This window comes from Xanthomonas cannabis pv. cannabis, assembly GCF_000802365.1.
Lineage (GTDB): Bacteria > Pseudomonadota > Gammaproteobacteria > Xanthomonadales > Xanthomonadaceae > Xanthomonas > Xanthomonas cannabis.
The window spans coordinates 25253-41555 of the sequence record NZ_JSZE01000015.1 but is presented as its reverse complement, the minus strand read 5'-3'; the positions used below and the strand labels follow the sequence as shown (position 1 = coordinate 41555).

The window sequence follows — 16303 nt, the reverse complement described above, 5'->3', positions numbered from 1 at the left end:
GTAGATGGTGTCCACCGCAAAGCGCGCCACGCGCTGCGGCTTGCGCAGCGACACGACCACGTCCTCGACCACCTCGACCTGCGGCAACGTCGGCATCGGCGCCGGCACCGCCACCAGGGCGTCCTGCCCGGCCAGCACCGGCAATCCGCGCACGAACGGCAGTGGCTGGCGCTGCGCAAGCGCACCGTCCTCGCGGTCGCGCGTGGCATCCACCCAGATCTCGCCCTGGGGCAGATGCGCACGCACCACCACATGGTTGAACGCGTACGGACTGGGCAGGCGCTGATCCAGCGTGCCGCCCTTGTCGCTGCTGACCAGCACCGGCTCGGCGCGGATGCCGGCCAGCTGCAGCAGCGCAATCAACAAGGTCGCCTTGTCCTTGCAATCGCCATAGCGGTTGCGCAGGGTCACTTCCGGCGCATGCGGGGCGTGCGAGTTCTCGCCCATGTCCAGCCCGACGTAACGGATCTCGCCCTGCACGAACGCCACCGCGCGCAGCAACGCGCCCTGTGGATCGTCGCTGCGCAGCCGCAGGCTCTGCGCCATGCCGGCGGCCACCTGCGCGTCCTTGAATGCATCCGGATACAGCTGCGCCGCCCACGCCGCGACCGCCGCCCAGTTGCCGGCGGTGGAGATCTCGATCAACCCGTATGGGTCGACATCGTCGGGAGCGTCCTTTTCCGGCTGCACGGCGGCGATCGTGCGTGCGCCGATGTTCAACAGCGTGACCCCGTCCACGGTGCTGACGTTTCGGCTGAAGCCTGGCGCGCTGATGCGCCACTGCAACGCCATCGCGGCGGGGTAACGCACGCGGACCCGACGTTCGCCCAGCGGCACCCCATAGCGTGCATCGAACACGTCGTGATAGCCCTTGCCGAAGACCGGATTGCTGCCGGTGACGGTCACGCCATAATCGACCCGGTCGCCCACGCGCAGATCCGGGAGGGTGATCGACAGGGTCAACGCGCCATCGATCAGGCCATCTTCCAGCCCGCTTTCGCGGCGCAGGCGCGCGTAGTGGGCCCGGCCGCGCATGTCGATGCGCTTGCCGTCGCGCCACACGTCCAGGCTGTTGAGCTCCAGCGTCTGGTACTGCGGCTGATAGTCGACGGAAATCTGGCCGGCCTCGTCCAGGCTCTTGGCATGTTGCACCGTGTAGCTCAATCGCCGGTAGGCGCGCGGCGCGCGTCCGGTGAGATCGACCTGGTCGGACACCAGCTCATAGCGCAGCCCGCTCGCGCCCGGCACATGGTCGGGCACCGCATCGGCCACCACCCATGCCGGCACCGGCGCCATCGTGGGCGCCTCGCTGGCCTGCGCCGGTACGACCACCACGGCGCTGATCGCACACCACACCCACACCATCCAGACCACGCCACGCAGGCGTCCCACCCCATCCTTGCCGATCAACACCCGCTCCTCGTCAAAACGCATTGAGCCCCGTCAACGCACGCCCCACCACCAGCTGATGCACGGTTTCGGTGCCCTCGTAGGTGATCACCGATTCCAGGTTCAGTGCATGCCGGATCGCCGCATGCTCGGTGGTGATGCCCGCCGCGCCCAGCAGCTCGCGGCATTCGCGCGCCACGTCGAGCGCCATGCGGCAATTATTCCACTTTGCCAGCGAGATCTGCTCCGGTCGCACGGTGCCGGCGTCCTTCAGCCGCCCCAACTGCAGCGCCAGCAACTGGGCGGTGGCAATGCGCCGCGCCATGTCGGCCAGCTTGATCTGTGCGCTCTGGGTGGCCGCCAGGGGCCGGCCGAACAGGATGCGCTCGCCGCTGTAGGCCAGCGCCTCGCGCAGACAGGCTACCGCCGCGCCGATCGCGCCCCAGGCGATGCCGTAGCGGGCCTGGTTGAGGCAGCCCAGCGGCGCCTTCAGCCCGGCCGCGTTCGGTAGCCGCATGGGTTCCGGCACGAATACGTTGTCCAGAAACAACGCCGACGTGACCGACGCACGCAGGCTCATCTTGTGCGAGATGTCTTGCGCGCCAAAACCGGGGCTGTCGGTCTCCACCAGAAACCCGCATACACCATCATCGGTCTGCGCCCAGATGACGGCCAGGCCGGCAATGCTGCCGTTGGTGATCCACAGCTTGGCACCGTTCAAGCGCCAGCCGTCGCCCTCGCGCACCGCGCGCGTGGTCATGGCGGCCGGGTCCGAACCCCCTTGCGCCTCGCTCAGCCCGAAGCAGCCGATCACCCGGCCGGCAGCCATCTCCGGCAGCCAGCGCCGACGTTGCGTCTCGCTGCCATAGGCATGGATCGGATACATGCACAGCGAGGACTGCACGCTGACAAAACTGCGCACCCCGCTGTCGCCACGCTCCAGTTCCTGGCAGATCAGCCCATACGCCACCGCGCCCAGGCCCGCACCCCCATCGTCCACCGGAAGGCTTGCGCCCAGCACGCCCAGCCCCGCCAATTCCGGCACCCATTCACGTGGAAACCGCGCCGCGTCGAAGGCATCGCCGATGGCAGGCAGCACGCGGCTGTCGGTGAAGCGCGCCACCGCATCCTGCACCGCCCGCTCGTCGTCGGTGAGCAGCCCACGCACATCGAACAGATCATCGGCACGCACCGGCATCGCCGCTTCCAAGCAGGGAGTTGTGGCAAGTATCCGTCAGTTGCCGGGCGTACGCGGCCTCGTTGCGCAGGGGCGCGGGCAAAAAAAGAGCCGGCGATGCCGGCTCTCGTTGACACAGGGGGCTCAGCCCATCACTGGCGGCTGCTCATGCCGTCCTGACGGATGCCCGCGTCTCCCGCGGTCGAGGCGGTCTGGGTCACCAACTGACCATCGACGACCGCGAGGCGATCGCTCGCCGGCTTGTCGTTCATGCGCACGGTCTTTTCGAACCCGTCGTAGCGATACGTCACGTCGTAGGCCACCACGTTGTCGGCATCGCCCAGCGAAATGCGCTCGCCCGGCTTGTTGTCCATCCGCATGGTGCCGGTGGTGCCATCGGCATTGCGGTAGGTCACGTCATACCCAACCACGCGCGAAGACGAGGAGTTGGCATTTTCGGTGTGGCACTGGCGCTCGGTGCGATCCACCACGCGGCCGCCGACATGGTTGCGGTCCACGCGGTTGCCGATGAAGCCGCCGCCCACCGCACCTGCGGCCGTGGCCAGCTTGCGGCCGTTGCCGCCACCGACCTGGTTACCGAGCAGGCCACCGATGACCGCGCCGGCCACGGTGCCGCCGACATTGCCATCGCGCTCGGGCAGGCGCTCCTGCACCACGACGTCGCGGCACACTTCGCGCGGCGAAGAGCTGGTGGTGGTTTCACGGATGGCGTTGCTGTTGATGACCTGGGCGTACTGCGGTTCGCGCTGGGTGATCGGAGCCACCCGAACCACGTCGGCGTATTCCAGGCCGCGCGGCGCCGGCTGGCCGTTTGCAACGAAGTCGCCCGATGACGGACGATTATTCATGAAGGCGGCCGTAGCCACGCCTCCAACCAGCAAGGCACCAGCAGCGACCAGTATAGTTGTCGTATTGCTCTTCATAACCAGCTCCCTGCGGACGCACCGCGTTGTTGACGGCGTGATTCCAGCATGTGAACCCTGAACGAAAACGCCCTCGCTCATGAACGACTCGGTTAAGTTCAGCTAGCGGTTACTTCATGCACATCTAACAGGCGGAGCTCTCGCATGCGAAATCCTTTCACTGCACGTGCCCTGGAATGGGCGGCCAGGCTGCGGTACCCCACATTGTTCAAGCTGGCAGCTACGCTGTTTGTGGTGGATGTGCTGGTGCCGGATGTCGTGCCATTTGTGGACGAACTGCTGTTCGGGCTGACCACGCTGCTGCTGGCGAACTGGAAAACCCGGAAGGCGCCGCTGCCGGCATCGGTGCGCCGCGACTGATGCAGTTGATCGACAGCCACTGCCATCTGGACGCGAGCGAATTCGATCACGACCGCGCCGAGGTGATTGCGCGCGCACGCGCGGCCGGCATCCTGCAGCAGGTGGTGCCGGCGATCACTGCCGCCAGCTGGCCGGGCCTGCGCGAGGTCTGTTCCCAGGCGCCAGGACTGCATCCGGCCTACGGCCTGCACCCGATCTTTCTGGACCAGCACCAGCCCGGCCATCTGGAGCTGCTGGCCGAGTGGATCACGCGCGAGCGCCCCTGCGCCATCGGCGAGTGCGGTCTGGATTTCTATCTGGACGGCCTGGACGCAGGCGCGCAGCGCGACTATTTCGATGGGCAATTGCGCCTGGCCAAGCGCTTCGACCTGCCGGTGATCGTGCATGCACGCCGGGCCACCGAAGAAGTCATCGCCCGCATCAGGGCAGTCGGCGGCCTACGTGGCGTGGTGCATAGCTTTGCCGGCAGCCCCGAGCAGGCGCAGCAGTTATGGAAACTGGATTTCCTGATCGGCCTGGGCGGCCCGGTCACCTACCCGCGCGCCAATCGCCTGCGCGGCCTTGCCGCACGCATGCCGCTGCAACAGCTGCTGCTGGAAACCGACGCACCGGATCAGCCCGACGCCAGCATCCGCGGCCAGCGCAACGAGCCGGCATTGCTGCGTACGGTGCTGGACTGCATCGCGCAGCTGCGGGGCGAAGATGCCGCCGTCATTGCCGAGCAGACCACGGCCAACGCGTGCCGCCTGTTCGGCTTGCCGGCCTGGCCTGGTCCGCGCAGCGCACTGCCGCAGCGCGGGTGATGCTCACGGCGCCGCCGCAGCCTCGGCCACCGGCTTGGACGCGGTGGTCCTGGGTTTGAGCAACATCTCCAACGCCTTGCCCACTGCCACGAATGCGAAGGTGCCGGTGATGTGGGTAGCTGCCCCCAGCCCGGCGCCGCAGTCCAGCTTGAGGGTGGCGTCGGCATCGAGCTGGGGGCGAATCCCGCACACACTGCCATCGGCTTGCGGGTACTTGACGTTTTCCAGCGAGTACACTGCCGGCACGCCGAAGTAGCGCTGCGCATTCTTGGGGAAATTGAACTCGCTGCGCAGCTTCTTGCGGATGAGCGCCAGCATCGCATCGTGTTCTGTCCGCGAGACATCGCGCACGCGCACCAGGGTGGGATCGGTACGCCCGCCGGCGGCGCCGACGGTCAGCAACGGCAGCTTGCGCCGGCGGCACCAGGCGATGGTTTCCACCTTGACCCGGAAACTGTCGCAGGCATCGATCACCAGATCGAACCCATCGCCCAGCAGCGTTTCGATATTGCCGGCAGTGAGAAACGCCTCCACCGCATCGGCCTCGATCTCCGGGTTGATCGCCATGCAACGCTCGGCCATCGCGCGCGCCTTGTTGCGTCCGTACTGCCCGGCCAGCGCCGGCAATTGCCGGTTGGTGTTGGACACGCACAGGTCGTCGGCATCGATCAGGCGGATGTGGCCGACGCCGGTACGCGCCAGCGCTTCCACCACCCACGATCCCACCCCGCCCATGCCGACCACCGCCACGCGACAGGCGGCCAGGCGCTCTACCGTGCCGACCCCGTATAGCCGGTCGATACCGGCAAAGCGTTCACGCCATTGTGCTTTCATCACCCTATTTTACGCGTGCCATCCACCGCGCGTCCGCCTAACGCCAGACCTCGCTGCCGGAGCACGCGTCATGACCGACTCCCCTCCCAATCAATCGCGCACGGCGCGTTACGCCTTCATGCTGGTCCTGGGGGGATTGATCGGACTGGTGGCCACGGTGATGGTGGCGCGTGTGCTGCAGGCCAGACGCGACCCAGTCCCGGACAGCCTGATGCAGGTCATGGCCTACCAACTGCGCGCCCTGCAAGCGCCGCCCACTGCAACCTGCACCCTGGCGCAGCAACGCGCGCGGTTGCGCTCGCTCCGCCTGCTCGCCGACGAACTGGAGCCCGCATTCGGAAACCTCGGCGAGGACCGCCGCTTCGTCGAACATGCCGACGCGCTGCGCGCGACGCTGGACCGCGCGCAACCCGCGCCGGCCACCGACTGCGCGGCAGTTGCCGAATCGGGAATGCAAATCGCCGACGCCTGCGAGGCCTGTCACCGTGACTTTCGATGAATAGGGCGCTCGGGTTTCGTTAAGCCTGGAGTGATGCAGTTGGCAGACTGTTCACCTGGACCATCCCAGGATGACATCGCCGCGGCCCCGACCGCCTTCAGAACCATCCGGAGACACCTCATGAAGACCCGACTGCTCGTTATCGGCCTGGCTGCAACCGCAACCCTGGTCGGTTGCGCCACCTCCCAGCCCCAGTACGGCAGCTATCGCGGCGACCGCGGTTACGATCAGGGCTATTCGCAGCCGGCGCCGCGCTGCGTTGATTGCGGCATCGTCACCCGCATCGACGCGGTGGGCCCGACCCGCACCGCGCCGACCGGCACCGGTGCCGTGCTTGGCGGCATTGTCGGTGCCGTCGCCGGCCGCCAGATTTCCAAGGAAACCGGCGGCAGCAAGGGCAACAAGAACGTGTCGGCCGTGGCCGGTGCCGCCGCCGGCGCGCTTGCCGGCAACGCCATCCAGAACAACGTCACCAGCGATAGCTTCGACGTGCAGGTGCGCATGGACGATGGCCGGGTGATCGTAGTGAACCAGCGCGATCTGGCGGGTGTCCGCGAAAACGCCTACGTGCGCGTGGTCAACGGCCGCGTGGTGCTGCGCTGACCGGCGCAGGTCTCCAGGCGGCAGATAGCAGAAAGGCCCGGTGACGGGCCTTTCTGCTGTCCGTGCAACGTGCTGGCACGCTGCGGCGCTTAGACCACCTGCACCGCGTCTGCTTGCAGACCTTTCTGGCCCTGCACGACGGTAAAGCTGACCTTCTGCCCCTCCTTGAGACTCTTGAAGCCCTGGATCTGGATCGCGCGGAAATGGACGAACACGTCCTCGCCATTTTCGCGGCTGATGAACCCAAAGCCCTTGGCATCGTTGAACCACTTCACGACACCATTCTCGCGTTCGATGTTGGACATCTCGACTGACTCCCTACGACACTGTGATGGACTGGCGGTGGTGGCTGTGATTGCAAGGAGGAAGCGAGGTACATGGATGTAGCGGATCGAACGATCTACCGCATCAGGCCACGATTCACGGTGACCTTTGCAAACAGCAGCGGCTGCAACTTAACCCGCGCAAAACGAATTTTCAAGCACCCCTTGCGCATTTTTGTCAAGCCTGAAATAGGACATTTCTAAACCATCATGGACACCACCGTCGTTTATTACGTGTTGGCCGGAGCGCTCGTGCTGATCGGCCTGGCCGGGGTGATCCTGCCTGCCCTGCCCGGCCTGCCGCTGGTATTTGCCGGGCTGCTGGTCGCCGCCTGGGCCGATGGCTTCACCCATGTGGGGTGGATTGCGCTGGTGATCCTGGGCTTGATCACGGCCGGCTCCTTCCTGATCGATTTTCTGGCGACCGCCTACGGTGCCCAGCGCGTGGGCGCCAGCAAGACGGCGCTGTGGGGCTCGGTGATCGGCGCCATCGCCGGCATCTTCTTCATGCCGATCGGGTTGTTCGTCGGGCCGTTTGCCGGGGCCTGGCTTGGCGAGTACTACCAGACCCGCAAGAGCGGCCAGGCCACCAAGGTCGGCGTCGGTACCTGGCTGGGCATCATGCTCGGCGCGGCGACCAAGCTGGCACTGGGGCTGTGCATGCTCGGCGTGTTTGCGATCGCCTGGTTCTTTTAGCGCCTGGCGATCGCTGCAGCGGTTTGGCAAACATCTACTCGCCACGCCTGACCGGCTGCGGCGATGACATGCCTGGCAAGCGCCGTGCTGGCAGCCGCGCTGCCCACTGCCGGCGTCCATCCGACCGTGGCGGCGTGCCCAGGCATCCTGGCAAGACGCAACACCGCGTGCAATGCCCACACCGCACCGACGAATGTTATGGCCGTGTACACATCGCGTATGCAGACGCGACCATTAAGCTACACACCTCTGCGCCTGCCCGGCGCAACACCTCGGCCCGACTGACCATGTCCAAGCACCGCACCCGCCCCTTGATGCTGATTGCCCTGGCCGCTGCGCCGATGGCGCAGGCGCAGGAAATCGCCCCGCAACCGGCTTCACCGCAGGCCTGCACCTCGGTGACCTCGGACGCGGCGCGCCTGGCCTGCTACGACCAGGCCCTGGGCCATACCCCGCAGGCCGTGCAGGAGGCAGATGCCGCAGCGCAGCTGGCCAAGCAGGCCGACAAGCCGGATGACGCCCGCAAGCTCAGCCGGGTGGGCGATTTCTTCCGTGCCGACGGCCAGGACCCGTCGAAGGAAGAAGCCGTTGCCAATGCCGGGCGTGGCTCGCTGCTGGACAGCCGCTGGGAGCTGGCCAAGGATTCCAAGCTGGGCACGTTTCAATTGCGCGGCTACAAGCCGGTCTACCTGCTGCCGGCGTTCTGGACCAGCGACAGCAACCGCACCCCGCAGTCGCCCAACCCGGCCAACTCGGTCAATACGCCGCAACAGCTGGACAGCGCGGAGCTGAAGTTCCAGCTCAGCTTCAAGACCAAGGTGGCCGAAGACCTGTTTGGCGACAATGGGGACATCTGGATGGGGTACACCCAGAGTTCGCGCTGGCAGGCGTACAACTCCGATGCCTCGCGCCCGTTCCGTGAAACCAACTACGAACCCGAAGCGATGCTGGTGTTCCGCAACAACTACAGCATCTTCGGCTGGAAAGGCCGCATGAGCGGCATCAGCCTCAATCACATGTCCAACGGCCGCGCCGATCCGCTGTCGCGCTCCTGGAACCGGGTGATCCTCAATTTCGGGCTGGATCGCGAAAATTGGGCACTCAGCCTGCGTCCGTGGTTCCGCATCAAGGAAGACCGCGCCGACGACAATAATCCCGATATCGAGGATTACATGGGCCGTGGCGATGCCACCCTGGTCTACAACAAGGACGGCCACGAATTCGCCTTGATCGCACGCCATTCGCTGCGCGGCGGCGACCGTTCGCACGGTTCGGTGCAGCTGGATTACGGCTTTCCAATCACCAACCTGCTGCGTGGCCATGTGCAGGTGTTCGACGGCTACGGCGAAAGCCTGATCGACTACAACCACAAGGCCACCTACATCGGCCTGGGCGTGTCGTTGCTGGAGTGGTTCTGAGTCCTGGCGGTGCGCCCGGGCGGCGCACCGCACACGATTGAATGCAGGGCCGCGCGGCTGCAGCCCTGTCGCACGCGCGAAACGCAACGCGAAAAGCCGGCATTGCTGCCGGCTTTTTTTTTGCGTCTGCATGGCGCAGTCATGCATTGCCGATGACAGCGGCTTACACGATGCAGGCGGCACAGCCTCGCAGCCTGCATCGCGTGCCGCAGGCCGGCGGATCAGACGTCGAAGAAATCCACCTTGCCGTCTTTCAGCGTGTAATAGGCACCCACGACCTTGCAGGCACCGGCGCGCAGGGGTTCGAGCAACGCAGGTTCGGAGGCAGCGCGCAGGCGATCGACGGTGCGCTTGACGTTGGCCTTCACCGACGCGCCCAGCAGATCATCGCCACCCTTGCTCTTGGCGGTCAGCACCGCCGGGACGATGGGCTCGATCATGGCGCCGATGGCACCCGGGAAGAATGCGTTCTGCTCCACCACCGATACCGCTGCTGCCACGGCGCCGCAGCTCTCGTGCCCCATCACCACCACCAGCGGTACGCCCAGCTGGCTCACTGCATATTCGATCGAGCCCAGCGCGGTGGTGTCCACGGTGTTACCGGCGTTGCGGACGATGAACATTTCACCGAGCCCACGGCCGAACAGCAGCTCCGGCGGAACCCGCGAGTCCGAGCACGACACCAGGATCACGAACGGGGTCTGGCCCAAGGCCAGCTCCAGCCGGCGCTTGCTGTCGGAGATCACCTTCTTGGGGCGGTTCTCGACGAAGGCGGCATTGCCGTCGCGCAGGACCTGCAGTGCCTGCTCGGCGGTCAGGTCGGTCTTTTTCGAGGGCGCCGCGCGCACCGCGAACGGGAGCGAGCCGGCAGCGGCGGCGATCGGTGCGCAACAGGCGCCCTGCAGCAATTTTCGACGGGATGCGGAATGCGACATGGACGAGCCCCTGCTCTCTGGTTGGTGTCGCGATCGTACTATGTGGCAGGCGCGACAAAACCGCTCCGGCCGGGCTTATGCGCACAGGAATTCGCAGCCGCGCGCCGCCGGTTCAGGTCCAGTCCGCCAGGCCCTCGCGCCGATAGGTTTCCTGAAACGCGGGGCGCGCTTTCATACGCTGCGCATGCGCTTTGAGGGCCGGCCAGGTATCGCTCGGCCGCGGCATGTTGCGCGACCAGCGCATCATCATGGTCAGCATGAAATCGGCAGCCGACAGCGTGTTCCCGAGCAGGTAGGGCCCGCCCGCCTGCAGATGCGCATCGACCTGGGCCCAGGCCGTTTCCACCTTCTCGCGTGCCTGCGCCTGCGCGCTGTCGGCATGGACTGCGCCGGCCGGTTCGTGCGGGTAGAACCAGGCGCGGTAGGCCGGCTGCAGGGTATTGGCGCAGAAGAACATCCACTTGTAATAGGCCGCACGCTCCGGGGTGCCCACCGGCGGTGCCAGCCCGGCCTGCGGATAAAGGTCGGCCAGGTGCAGCACGATCGCTGCCGCCTCGGTCAGGACCTGTCCATCCAGCACCAGGGTCGGCACCACGCCGGCGGGATTGAGTGCCAGGTAATCGGCTTGTTTATGCTCGCCGCGCTCGAAATCCAGTGGATGCAGCACGTGGGCAACATCCAGTTCGATCAGCAGCCAATGCACGACCAGGGCGGCGGTGCTGGGGGTGTGGTACAGCGTGGTGGTCATGCGGATTCCCGGGTGAGATGAGGTTAGCTGAGGTCACGAAACGAAGGGGAGATCGTCGGGCAGGCGGTGCCGGCGTCCGCCGTCGGTGCGATTGGTCCATTCAAGGCGCCACCTGCGCGCCGTCCACGCGCACACGACAGCCGCCTGCGTTGTTCATTGGCCGCTGTTGTCGGTACAGGCACGCAGGCAGGCAAGCTTGCGCGGTTCGCAGCGGCTGTCGTCGCTCTGCTGGCTGCAATCGAAGACCTGCGCCATGCAGTTGGCCCGCTGCGCCGGGTTTTGCGCGTCGTCGCAGCGCTTTCCCCGTGGCGCTATCGACGCGCGGCAGCTGCTCTCGCTTGGTCGGTTGGCGCGACACTGCCTGGCACTGTCGTTGCATTGGGTGATGCAGCGTTCGCCCGCCGTCGGCCCGCTGAAGCGTGTCGAGGTCGCACTCGGTTCGAGTGGCGTGGGTTCGGCGAACGGCACCGGTGCGGTGGGCGGCGGCGCGTAGTTGCCCGAAGGAAACAGCACCGTGGACGCGGCCTTTTGCTGCGCGGCTGCGTCAACACTGGCGCACATCGCCATGATCAGGCACAGACGTCGGAGCATTCCTGTTCTCCCGGGACATCGGCAATCGAAGGTCGAGCATAGCCGCTTCCGGCTTGGCGGTACGCCTGCGGTGATGGCGAAAGCGGCGTCATGCCCGCTGCGTGCGCATCGATGCGCACGCAGCATTACACACACATGTTCGCCACGACAGTCAGCTCCAGGCGGGGGCATGCTGGCGGAAGCGGCAATGCGGTGCGCATGACCGCTTCCTGGCGGTGCTTACTCGACCACGACCGGAATCTTGCCGATCCGCGACTGCCACAGCCGCGGGCCAGTCTTGTGCACCGACTCGCCGCTGGAGTCCACCGCGACGGTGACCGGCATGTCCTTGACCTCGAACTCGTAGATCGCCTCCATGCCGAGGTCTTCGAACGCGAGCACGCGCGCGGCCTTGATCGCCTTGGATACCAGATACGCCGAACCGCCGACCGCCATCAGGTAGACGGCCTTATTGTCGCGGATCGCATCGATGGCGGCGTCACCGCGCTCGGACTTGCCGACCATGCCCAGCAACCCGGTCTGTTCGAGCATCTGGCGGGTGAACTTGTCCATGCGGGTGGCTGTGGTCGGGCCGGCCGGGCCCACCACTTCGTCGCGCACCGGGTCGACCGGGCCGACGTAGTAGATGAAGCGATTGGTGAAATCCACCGGCAGCGATTCGCCACGGTTGAGCATGTCGATCATGCGCTTGTGCGCGGCGTCGCGGCCGGTCAGCAGCTTGCCGTTGAGCAGGATCACCTCGCCCGGCTTGAAGCTGGCGACCTCGTCGCGGGTGATGGTGTCCAGGTTGACCCGGCGCGCATTGGTCGGGTTGTAGGTGAGCTTGGGCCAGTCTTCCAGCGACGGCGGGTCCAGCATCACCGGGCCGCTGCCGTCCAGGGTGAAATGCGCGTGGCGGGTGGCCGCGCAGTTGGGGATCAGCGCCACCGGCAGGTTGGCGGCATGGGTCGGGTAATCCTTGACCTTGATGTCCAGCACGGTGGTCAGGCCGCCCAGGCCCTGCGCGCCGATGCCGAGCGCGTTGACCTTTTCGTACAACTCCAGGCGCAGCTCTTCGGCGCGGTTGGAGGCACCACGCGCCTGCAGGTCGACGATGTCGATCGGTTCCATCAGCGCCTCCTTGGCCAGCAGCATCGCCTTTTCGGCGGTGCCGCCGATGCCGATACCGAGCATGCCCGGCGGGCACCAGCCGGCGCCCATGGTCGGCACCGTCTTGAGCACCCAATCGACGATGGAATCGGACGGATTGAGCATGGCGAACTTGCTCTTGGCTTCCGAACCGCCGCCCTTGGCCGCGACGATCACCTCGACATGGTGGCCGGGCACGATCTTGGTGTTGACCACCGCCGGCGTGTTGTCTTTGGTATTGGTGCGCTTGCCGGCCGGGTCGGCCAGCACGCTGGCGCGCAGCTTGTTGTCGGGGTGGTTGTAGGCGCGGCGCACGCCTTCGTTGACCATGTCTTCCACGCCCATGGTGGCGTCGTCCCAGCGTACGTTCATGCCGATGTCCAGGAACACCGTGACGATGCCGGTGTCCTGGCAGATCGGGCGGTGGCCTTCGGCGCACATGCGCGAATTGATCAGGATCTGCGCAATGGCGTCCTTGGCGGCCGGCGATTCCTCGCGCTCATAGGCAGCGGACAGATTCTTGATGTAGTCGACCGGGTGGTAGTAGCTGATGTACTGCAGCGCATCGGCGACGGACTGGATGAGGTCTTCCTGCTTGATCGAGGTCACGGCTGGCTCTACGGCTGGCGGGGGGCAATGCGGGCATTTTAGAGCAAACCGCGGGCGCAGCCGGATGTGGCGTCTATGGAAACGATTGACCGAAGCATGCGTTGCGGCTTGCCGGGTAGCGGGATGGCGCGGTGACGCAGGGAGTGCGGACCGCAATGGCCGCCTCACCGCGGTACTGCCACGCGCGCCATGCCAGGCCGCAACTCTGCCCGCCTGCTCGGTTGGCACACGCTGCAAAACACGCAGTGATGCTCCGGTCGCGCCAACCGCGCGTGCTCAGCCGTGCGCCACATTGTGAGCGGTGATGGTGTAGCCGAACGGATCGCGGAACGCGAAATACCGGCCAAATGGCCCGTCCTTTGGCGCAAACGCGATGTCTATGCCGTGGTCGGCAAGATGCGCATGCAAGGCGTCGGCATCATCACAGCCGAACCAGAGCGCGATGCCCTCGCCCAGCCGGTCGGTGTTGGTCAGCTCGGCCACCGGCGTGCGGATGGCAAACGGGATCGGCCGGGTGTCGAACACCACCGCGCCCGGTGGGCTGTGGGCCGCAGGCGTGAGCCCGACCACCTCGGTGTAGAAGCTGCGTGCTGCGTCAAGATCCGGGGTTTGAATGCCGACGAAGTCGGGGCCTATTAGATGGGGCATGGCTGGACGCACTGCGATTGGGAAGGCCTAAAATATCAGCACACTGACAATTATGTAAGGGCCCTGATATGCCAGATCCCGGAAGTGAGCCGCAGATGAGCGACCCATACGCCACTATTGGCTATGCGTTGAAGCTGGCACAGCAGGCCCTGCGCACGCGCATGGATACCGACCTGCGCAACATCGGCCTGACCACGCCCCAATATGCGGTGCTCACCTATTTGAAAGGCCAGCCGGGCGCATCGAACGCTGCCCTCGCCCGGCGCGCGTTCGTGACCCCGCAGACCATGCAGGCGATTTTGGTAACGCTCGAACGCGCCGATTTCATCGCACGCATGCCGCATCCTGAGCACGGCCGCGTACAGAAGACCGAACTCACGTCCAAAGGCCGCGCCGCCCTGAAAAAGGCCTCCGGCATCGTCGCCACTGCAGAAACGCGCCTGCAGGCCGCCGCGGCCCCGCTCGACCCGCAGGCGGTGTCGACGCTGCTGTTGCGGCTGGCCGAGGCATTGCGCTGACCGTGCAGCTTATCGGCCAGCGGCAGGGCGGGTCCTGCCCGGCGAGTACTCCAACACCCCGCGCCGACGCGAAGCGCTGCACACTCATACGATGTCAGCTTCCCGTTCCGGCGCCTCTGCGCCCGCCGCTCCCCGTACCGGCCCCACCCTGCGCGAACGCCTGGATGCGCTGCGCAACCTGCCACCGTTCCTGCGCCAGATCTGGCAGACCAGCCGTTGGCTGAGCGCAAGCAGCATCGGCCTGCGCGTGCTGCGCGCGTTGATGCCGGTGGCCTCGCTGTATATCGGCAAATTGATCATCGACGAGGCGATCCACCTGGTCGGCCAGCCGCCGGCATTCGAGTCGTTCGCCCAGGCCTTGGGCAGCGGCCGTCTGAACCGCCTGCTGGAACTGCTGGCGCTGGAACTGGCGCTGGCGGTCGGCTCGGACCTGCTCGGCCGGCTGGTCGGCTACGCCGATGCGCTGCTGTCGGAATTGTTCAACAACGCCGCCAGCGTGCGCCTGATGGAGCACGCCGCGCAGCTGGATCTGGAGGATTTCGAAGACCCCGACCGGCAGGACAAGCTGGATCGCGCGCGGCGCCAGACCATGAACCGCATGAACCTGATGAGCCAGTTGTTCGGCCAGGTGCAGGACGCCATCACCGTGATCAGCCTGGCGGTGGGCCTGGTGGTGTACGCGCCGTGGTTGATCGTGCTGCTGGCGGTGGCGCTGATCCCGGCCTTCATCGGCGAGGCGCACTTCAATGCGCTGGGCTATTCGCTCAACTTCCAGTGGACGCCGGAGCGGCGCCAGCTCGACTACCTGCGCCAGGTCGGCGCCAGCGTGGAGACGGCCAAGGAAGTCAAGATCCTCAACCTGCACCGCTTCCTGATCGCGCGCTACCGTCGGCTGGCCGACAAGTTCTTCCAGGCCAACCGCGCACTGGCGCGCAAGCGTGCGTTGTGGGGTGCGCTGCTGGCGGCATTGGGCACGCTGGGCTACTACATGGCCTATGGCTACATCGCCTGGCGCACGGTGCGCGGCGATTTCAGCATCGGCGACCTGACCTTCCTGGCCGGCAGCTTCCTGCGCCTGCGCCAGTTGCTGGAAGGATTGTTGATCGGCTTTTCGCAGGTCGCCGGCCAGGCCTTGTATCTGGACGATCTTTACTCGTTCTTCAACATCGTGCCGGAGATCCGCTCGCGCCCCAACGCCTTGCCGGTGCCGCGCCCGATCCGCCAGGGCTTCGTGTTCGAGGACGTGGGCTTTCGCTACCCGGATGCCGAGCAGTGGACGGTGCGGCATCTGAATTTCGAATTGCGTGCCGGCGAAGTGCTGGCCCTGGTTGGCGAGAACGGCGCCGGCAAGACCACCCTGGTCAAGCTGCTGGCGCGGCTGTACGACCCCGACGAGGGCCGCATCCTGCTCGATGGCCAGGACCTGCGCGACTACGATCTGGACGATGTGCGCGCCAACCTGGGGGTGATCTTCCAGGATTTCGTGCGATATCACCTGAGCGTGGGCGAGAACATCGGCGTCGGCCAGGTCGAGGCAATGGACGATGCGCCGCGCATCCGTGCGGCTGCGCAGCGCGCGATGGCCGGCGAGCTGATCGACAGCCTGCCCGAGCGCTACGAGCAGCTGATCGGACGCCGTTTCAAGAACAGCGTGGACCTGTCCGGGGGCCAGTGGCAGAAGATCGCGATTGCGCGCGCCTACATGCGTGATGCGCAGCTGATGATCCTGGACGAACCCACCGCCGCACTGGATGCGCGCAGCGAGTTCGAGGTGTTCCAGCGCTTCAAGGAGCTGTCGGACAACCGCACCGCGGTGCTGATCTCGCACCGCTTCTCCAGCGTGCGCATGGCCGACCGCATCCTGGTGCTGGCCGCCGGCCGCATCGAAGCGGCCGGCACCCATGCCGAGCTGATGGCGCAGGGCGGACGTTATGCGGAGCTGTTCGAGCTGCAGGCGGCGGGGTATCGGTGAGGCTGGGGATTTGGGAGTCGGGATTGGGGATTGGTAAGAGCTGCCGGTTCATCCGCAAGCCCCTATGACTCCAGAACCCAGGATCTGCTCTAGCGAATCCCCAATCCC

Annotated in this window: 18 protein-coding genes; 9 read left to right on the top strand and 9 right to left on the bottom strand. The window is 66.1% G+C overall.

All coding sequences use genetic code 11. The features are described 5' to 3' along the window. The 3 genes from OZ10_RS03745 to OZ10_RS03735 all read right to left on the bottom strand — a co-directional run. Positions 1-1365: DUF3857 domain-containing transglutaminase family protein (locus OZ10_RS03745; RefSeq protein WP_425598923.1), on the bottom strand; the 1365-nt coding region annotated here is incomplete at its 3' end. Between the two features lie 58 nt (positions 1366-1423). Beyond that, positions 1424-2599 carry an acyl-CoA dehydrogenase family protein gene (locus OZ10_RS03740; RefSeq protein ID WP_162183124.1) on the bottom strand — a complete coding sequence of 392 codons (1176 nt, stop codon included), beginning with the start codon at positions 2597-2599 and terminating at the stop codon, positions 1424-1426. A 119-nt stretch (positions 2600-2718) separates the two neighbouring features. Beyond that, entirely contained in the window at positions 2719-3510 is a 792-nt protein-coding gene (locus OZ10_RS03735; protein ID WP_039403357.1) for a glycine zipper 2TM domain-containing protein, read from the bottom strand. 144 nt (positions 3511-3654) lie between these two features. On the opposite strand from OZ10_RS03735, the gene OZ10_RS03730 reads away from it, so the two are divergent. Both OZ10_RS03730 and OZ10_RS03725 read left to right on the top strand, forming a co-directional pair. Then, entirely contained in the window at positions 3655-3870 is a 216-nt protein-coding gene (locus tag OZ10_RS03730) for a DUF6116 family protein (protein WP_039403360.1), read from the top strand. Then, positions 3870-4673: a TatD family hydrolase gene (locus OZ10_RS03725; RefSeq protein ID WP_039563982.1), complete on the top strand. Its 804-nt coding sequence runs from the start codon at positions 3870-3872 to the stop codon at positions 4671-4673. The genes OZ10_RS03730 and OZ10_RS03725 overlap by 1 nt, the downstream gene beginning before the upstream one ends. 3 nt (positions 4674-4676) lie before the next feature. On the opposite strand, the gene OZ10_RS03720 is transcribed toward OZ10_RS03725, so the two are convergent. Beyond that, the gene (locus OZ10_RS03720) at positions 4677-5507 is read right to left on the bottom strand and encodes a tRNA threonylcarbamoyladenosine dehydratase (RefSeq protein WP_039563980.1); all 831 of its coding nucleotides are present in this window, start codon (positions 5505-5507) and stop codon (positions 4677-4679) included. Between the two features lie 70 nt (positions 5508-5577). Between OZ10_RS03720 and OZ10_RS03715 the strand changes: the two genes are divergently transcribed. Both OZ10_RS03715 and OZ10_RS03710 read left to right on the top strand, forming a co-directional pair. Next, positions 5578-6006: a hypothetical protein gene (locus OZ10_RS03715; RefSeq protein WP_039403370.1), complete on the top strand. Its 429-nt coding sequence runs from the start codon at positions 5578-5580 to the stop codon at positions 6004-6006. Positions 6007-6126: 120 nt separating this feature from the next. Further along, positions 6127-6609: a glycine zipper 2TM domain-containing protein gene (locus tag OZ10_RS03710; protein ID WP_039403373.1), complete on the top strand. Its 483-nt coding sequence runs from the start codon at positions 6127-6129 to the stop codon at positions 6607-6609. Between the two features lie 89 nt (positions 6610-6698). On the opposite strand, the gene OZ10_RS03705 is transcribed toward OZ10_RS03710, so the two are convergent. Continuing rightward, on the bottom strand, positions 6699-6914 hold the full coding sequence (locus OZ10_RS03705) for a cold-shock protein (protein ID WP_003483561.1): 216 nt from the start codon (positions 6912-6914) through the stop codon (positions 6699-6701). A 228-nt stretch (positions 6915-7142) separates the two neighbouring features. Between OZ10_RS03705 and OZ10_RS03700 the strand changes: the two genes are divergently transcribed. Beyond that, the gene (locus tag OZ10_RS03700) at positions 7143-7628 is read left to right on the top strand and encodes a DUF456 domain-containing protein (protein ID WP_039403432.1); all 486 of its coding nucleotides are present in this window, start codon (positions 7143-7145) and stop codon (positions 7626-7628) included. 287 nt (positions 7629-7915) lie between these two features. Further along, positions 7916-9046, top strand: coding sequence for a phospholipase A (locus OZ10_RS03695; protein WP_039403436.1), 1131 nt, complete (start codon positions 7916-7918; stop codon positions 9044-9046). Between the two features lie 221 nt (positions 9047-9267). Here the strand turns inward: OZ10_RS03695 and OZ10_RS03690 are convergent, their stop codons facing one another. Together OZ10_RS03690 and OZ10_RS03685 are read right to left on the bottom strand one after the other, a co-directional pair. Then, positions 9268-9981, bottom strand: a complete 714-nt coding sequence (locus tag OZ10_RS03690; protein WP_039403438.1) for a carbonic anhydrase — start codon at positions 9979-9981, stop codon at positions 9268-9270. Positions 9982-10093: 112 nt separating this feature from the next. After that, entirely contained in the window at positions 10094-10729 is a 636-nt protein-coding gene (locus tag OZ10_RS03685) for a glutathione S-transferase family protein (protein WP_039403446.1), read from the bottom strand. A gap of 196 nt (positions 10730-10925) precedes the next feature. On the opposite strand from OZ10_RS03685, the gene OZ10_RS22795 reads away from it, so the two are divergent. Beyond that, positions 10926-11222 (top strand): hypothetical protein, encoded by a 297-nt coding sequence (locus OZ10_RS22795; RefSeq protein ID WP_162183168.1) that lies wholly within the window; start codon positions 10926-10928, stop codon positions 11220-11222. 317 nt (positions 11223-11539) lie between these two features. Here OZ10_RS22795 and OZ10_RS03675 read toward each other — a convergent pair whose 3' ends face one another. Together OZ10_RS03675 and OZ10_RS03670 are read right to left on the bottom strand one after the other, a co-directional pair. Further along, positions 11540-13057: a fumarate hydratase gene (locus OZ10_RS03675; RefSeq protein ID WP_039403453.1), complete on the bottom strand. Its 1518-nt coding sequence runs from the start codon at positions 13055-13057 to the stop codon at positions 11540-11542. Between the two features lie 276 nt (positions 13058-13333). Then, entirely contained in the window at positions 13334-13705 is a 372-nt protein-coding gene (locus OZ10_RS03670; RefSeq protein ID WP_039403456.1) for a VOC family protein, read from the bottom strand. Between the two features lie 161 nt (positions 13706-13866). Between OZ10_RS03670 and OZ10_RS03665 the strand changes: the two genes are divergently transcribed. Together OZ10_RS03665 and OZ10_RS03660 are read left to right on the top strand one after the other, a co-directional pair. Next, positions 13867-14223, top strand: coding sequence for a MarR family winged helix-turn-helix transcriptional regulator (locus OZ10_RS03665; RefSeq protein ID WP_236726945.1), 357 nt, complete (start codon positions 13867-13869; stop codon positions 14221-14223). Positions 14224-14314: 91 nt separating this feature from the next. Beyond that, positions 14315-16195 carry an ABC transporter ATP-binding protein gene (locus tag OZ10_RS03660; RefSeq protein ID WP_039563978.1) on the top strand — a complete coding sequence of 627 codons (1881 nt, stop codon included), beginning with the start codon at positions 14315-14317 and terminating at the stop codon, positions 16193-16195. Positions 16196-16303 lie beyond the last annotated feature (108 nt).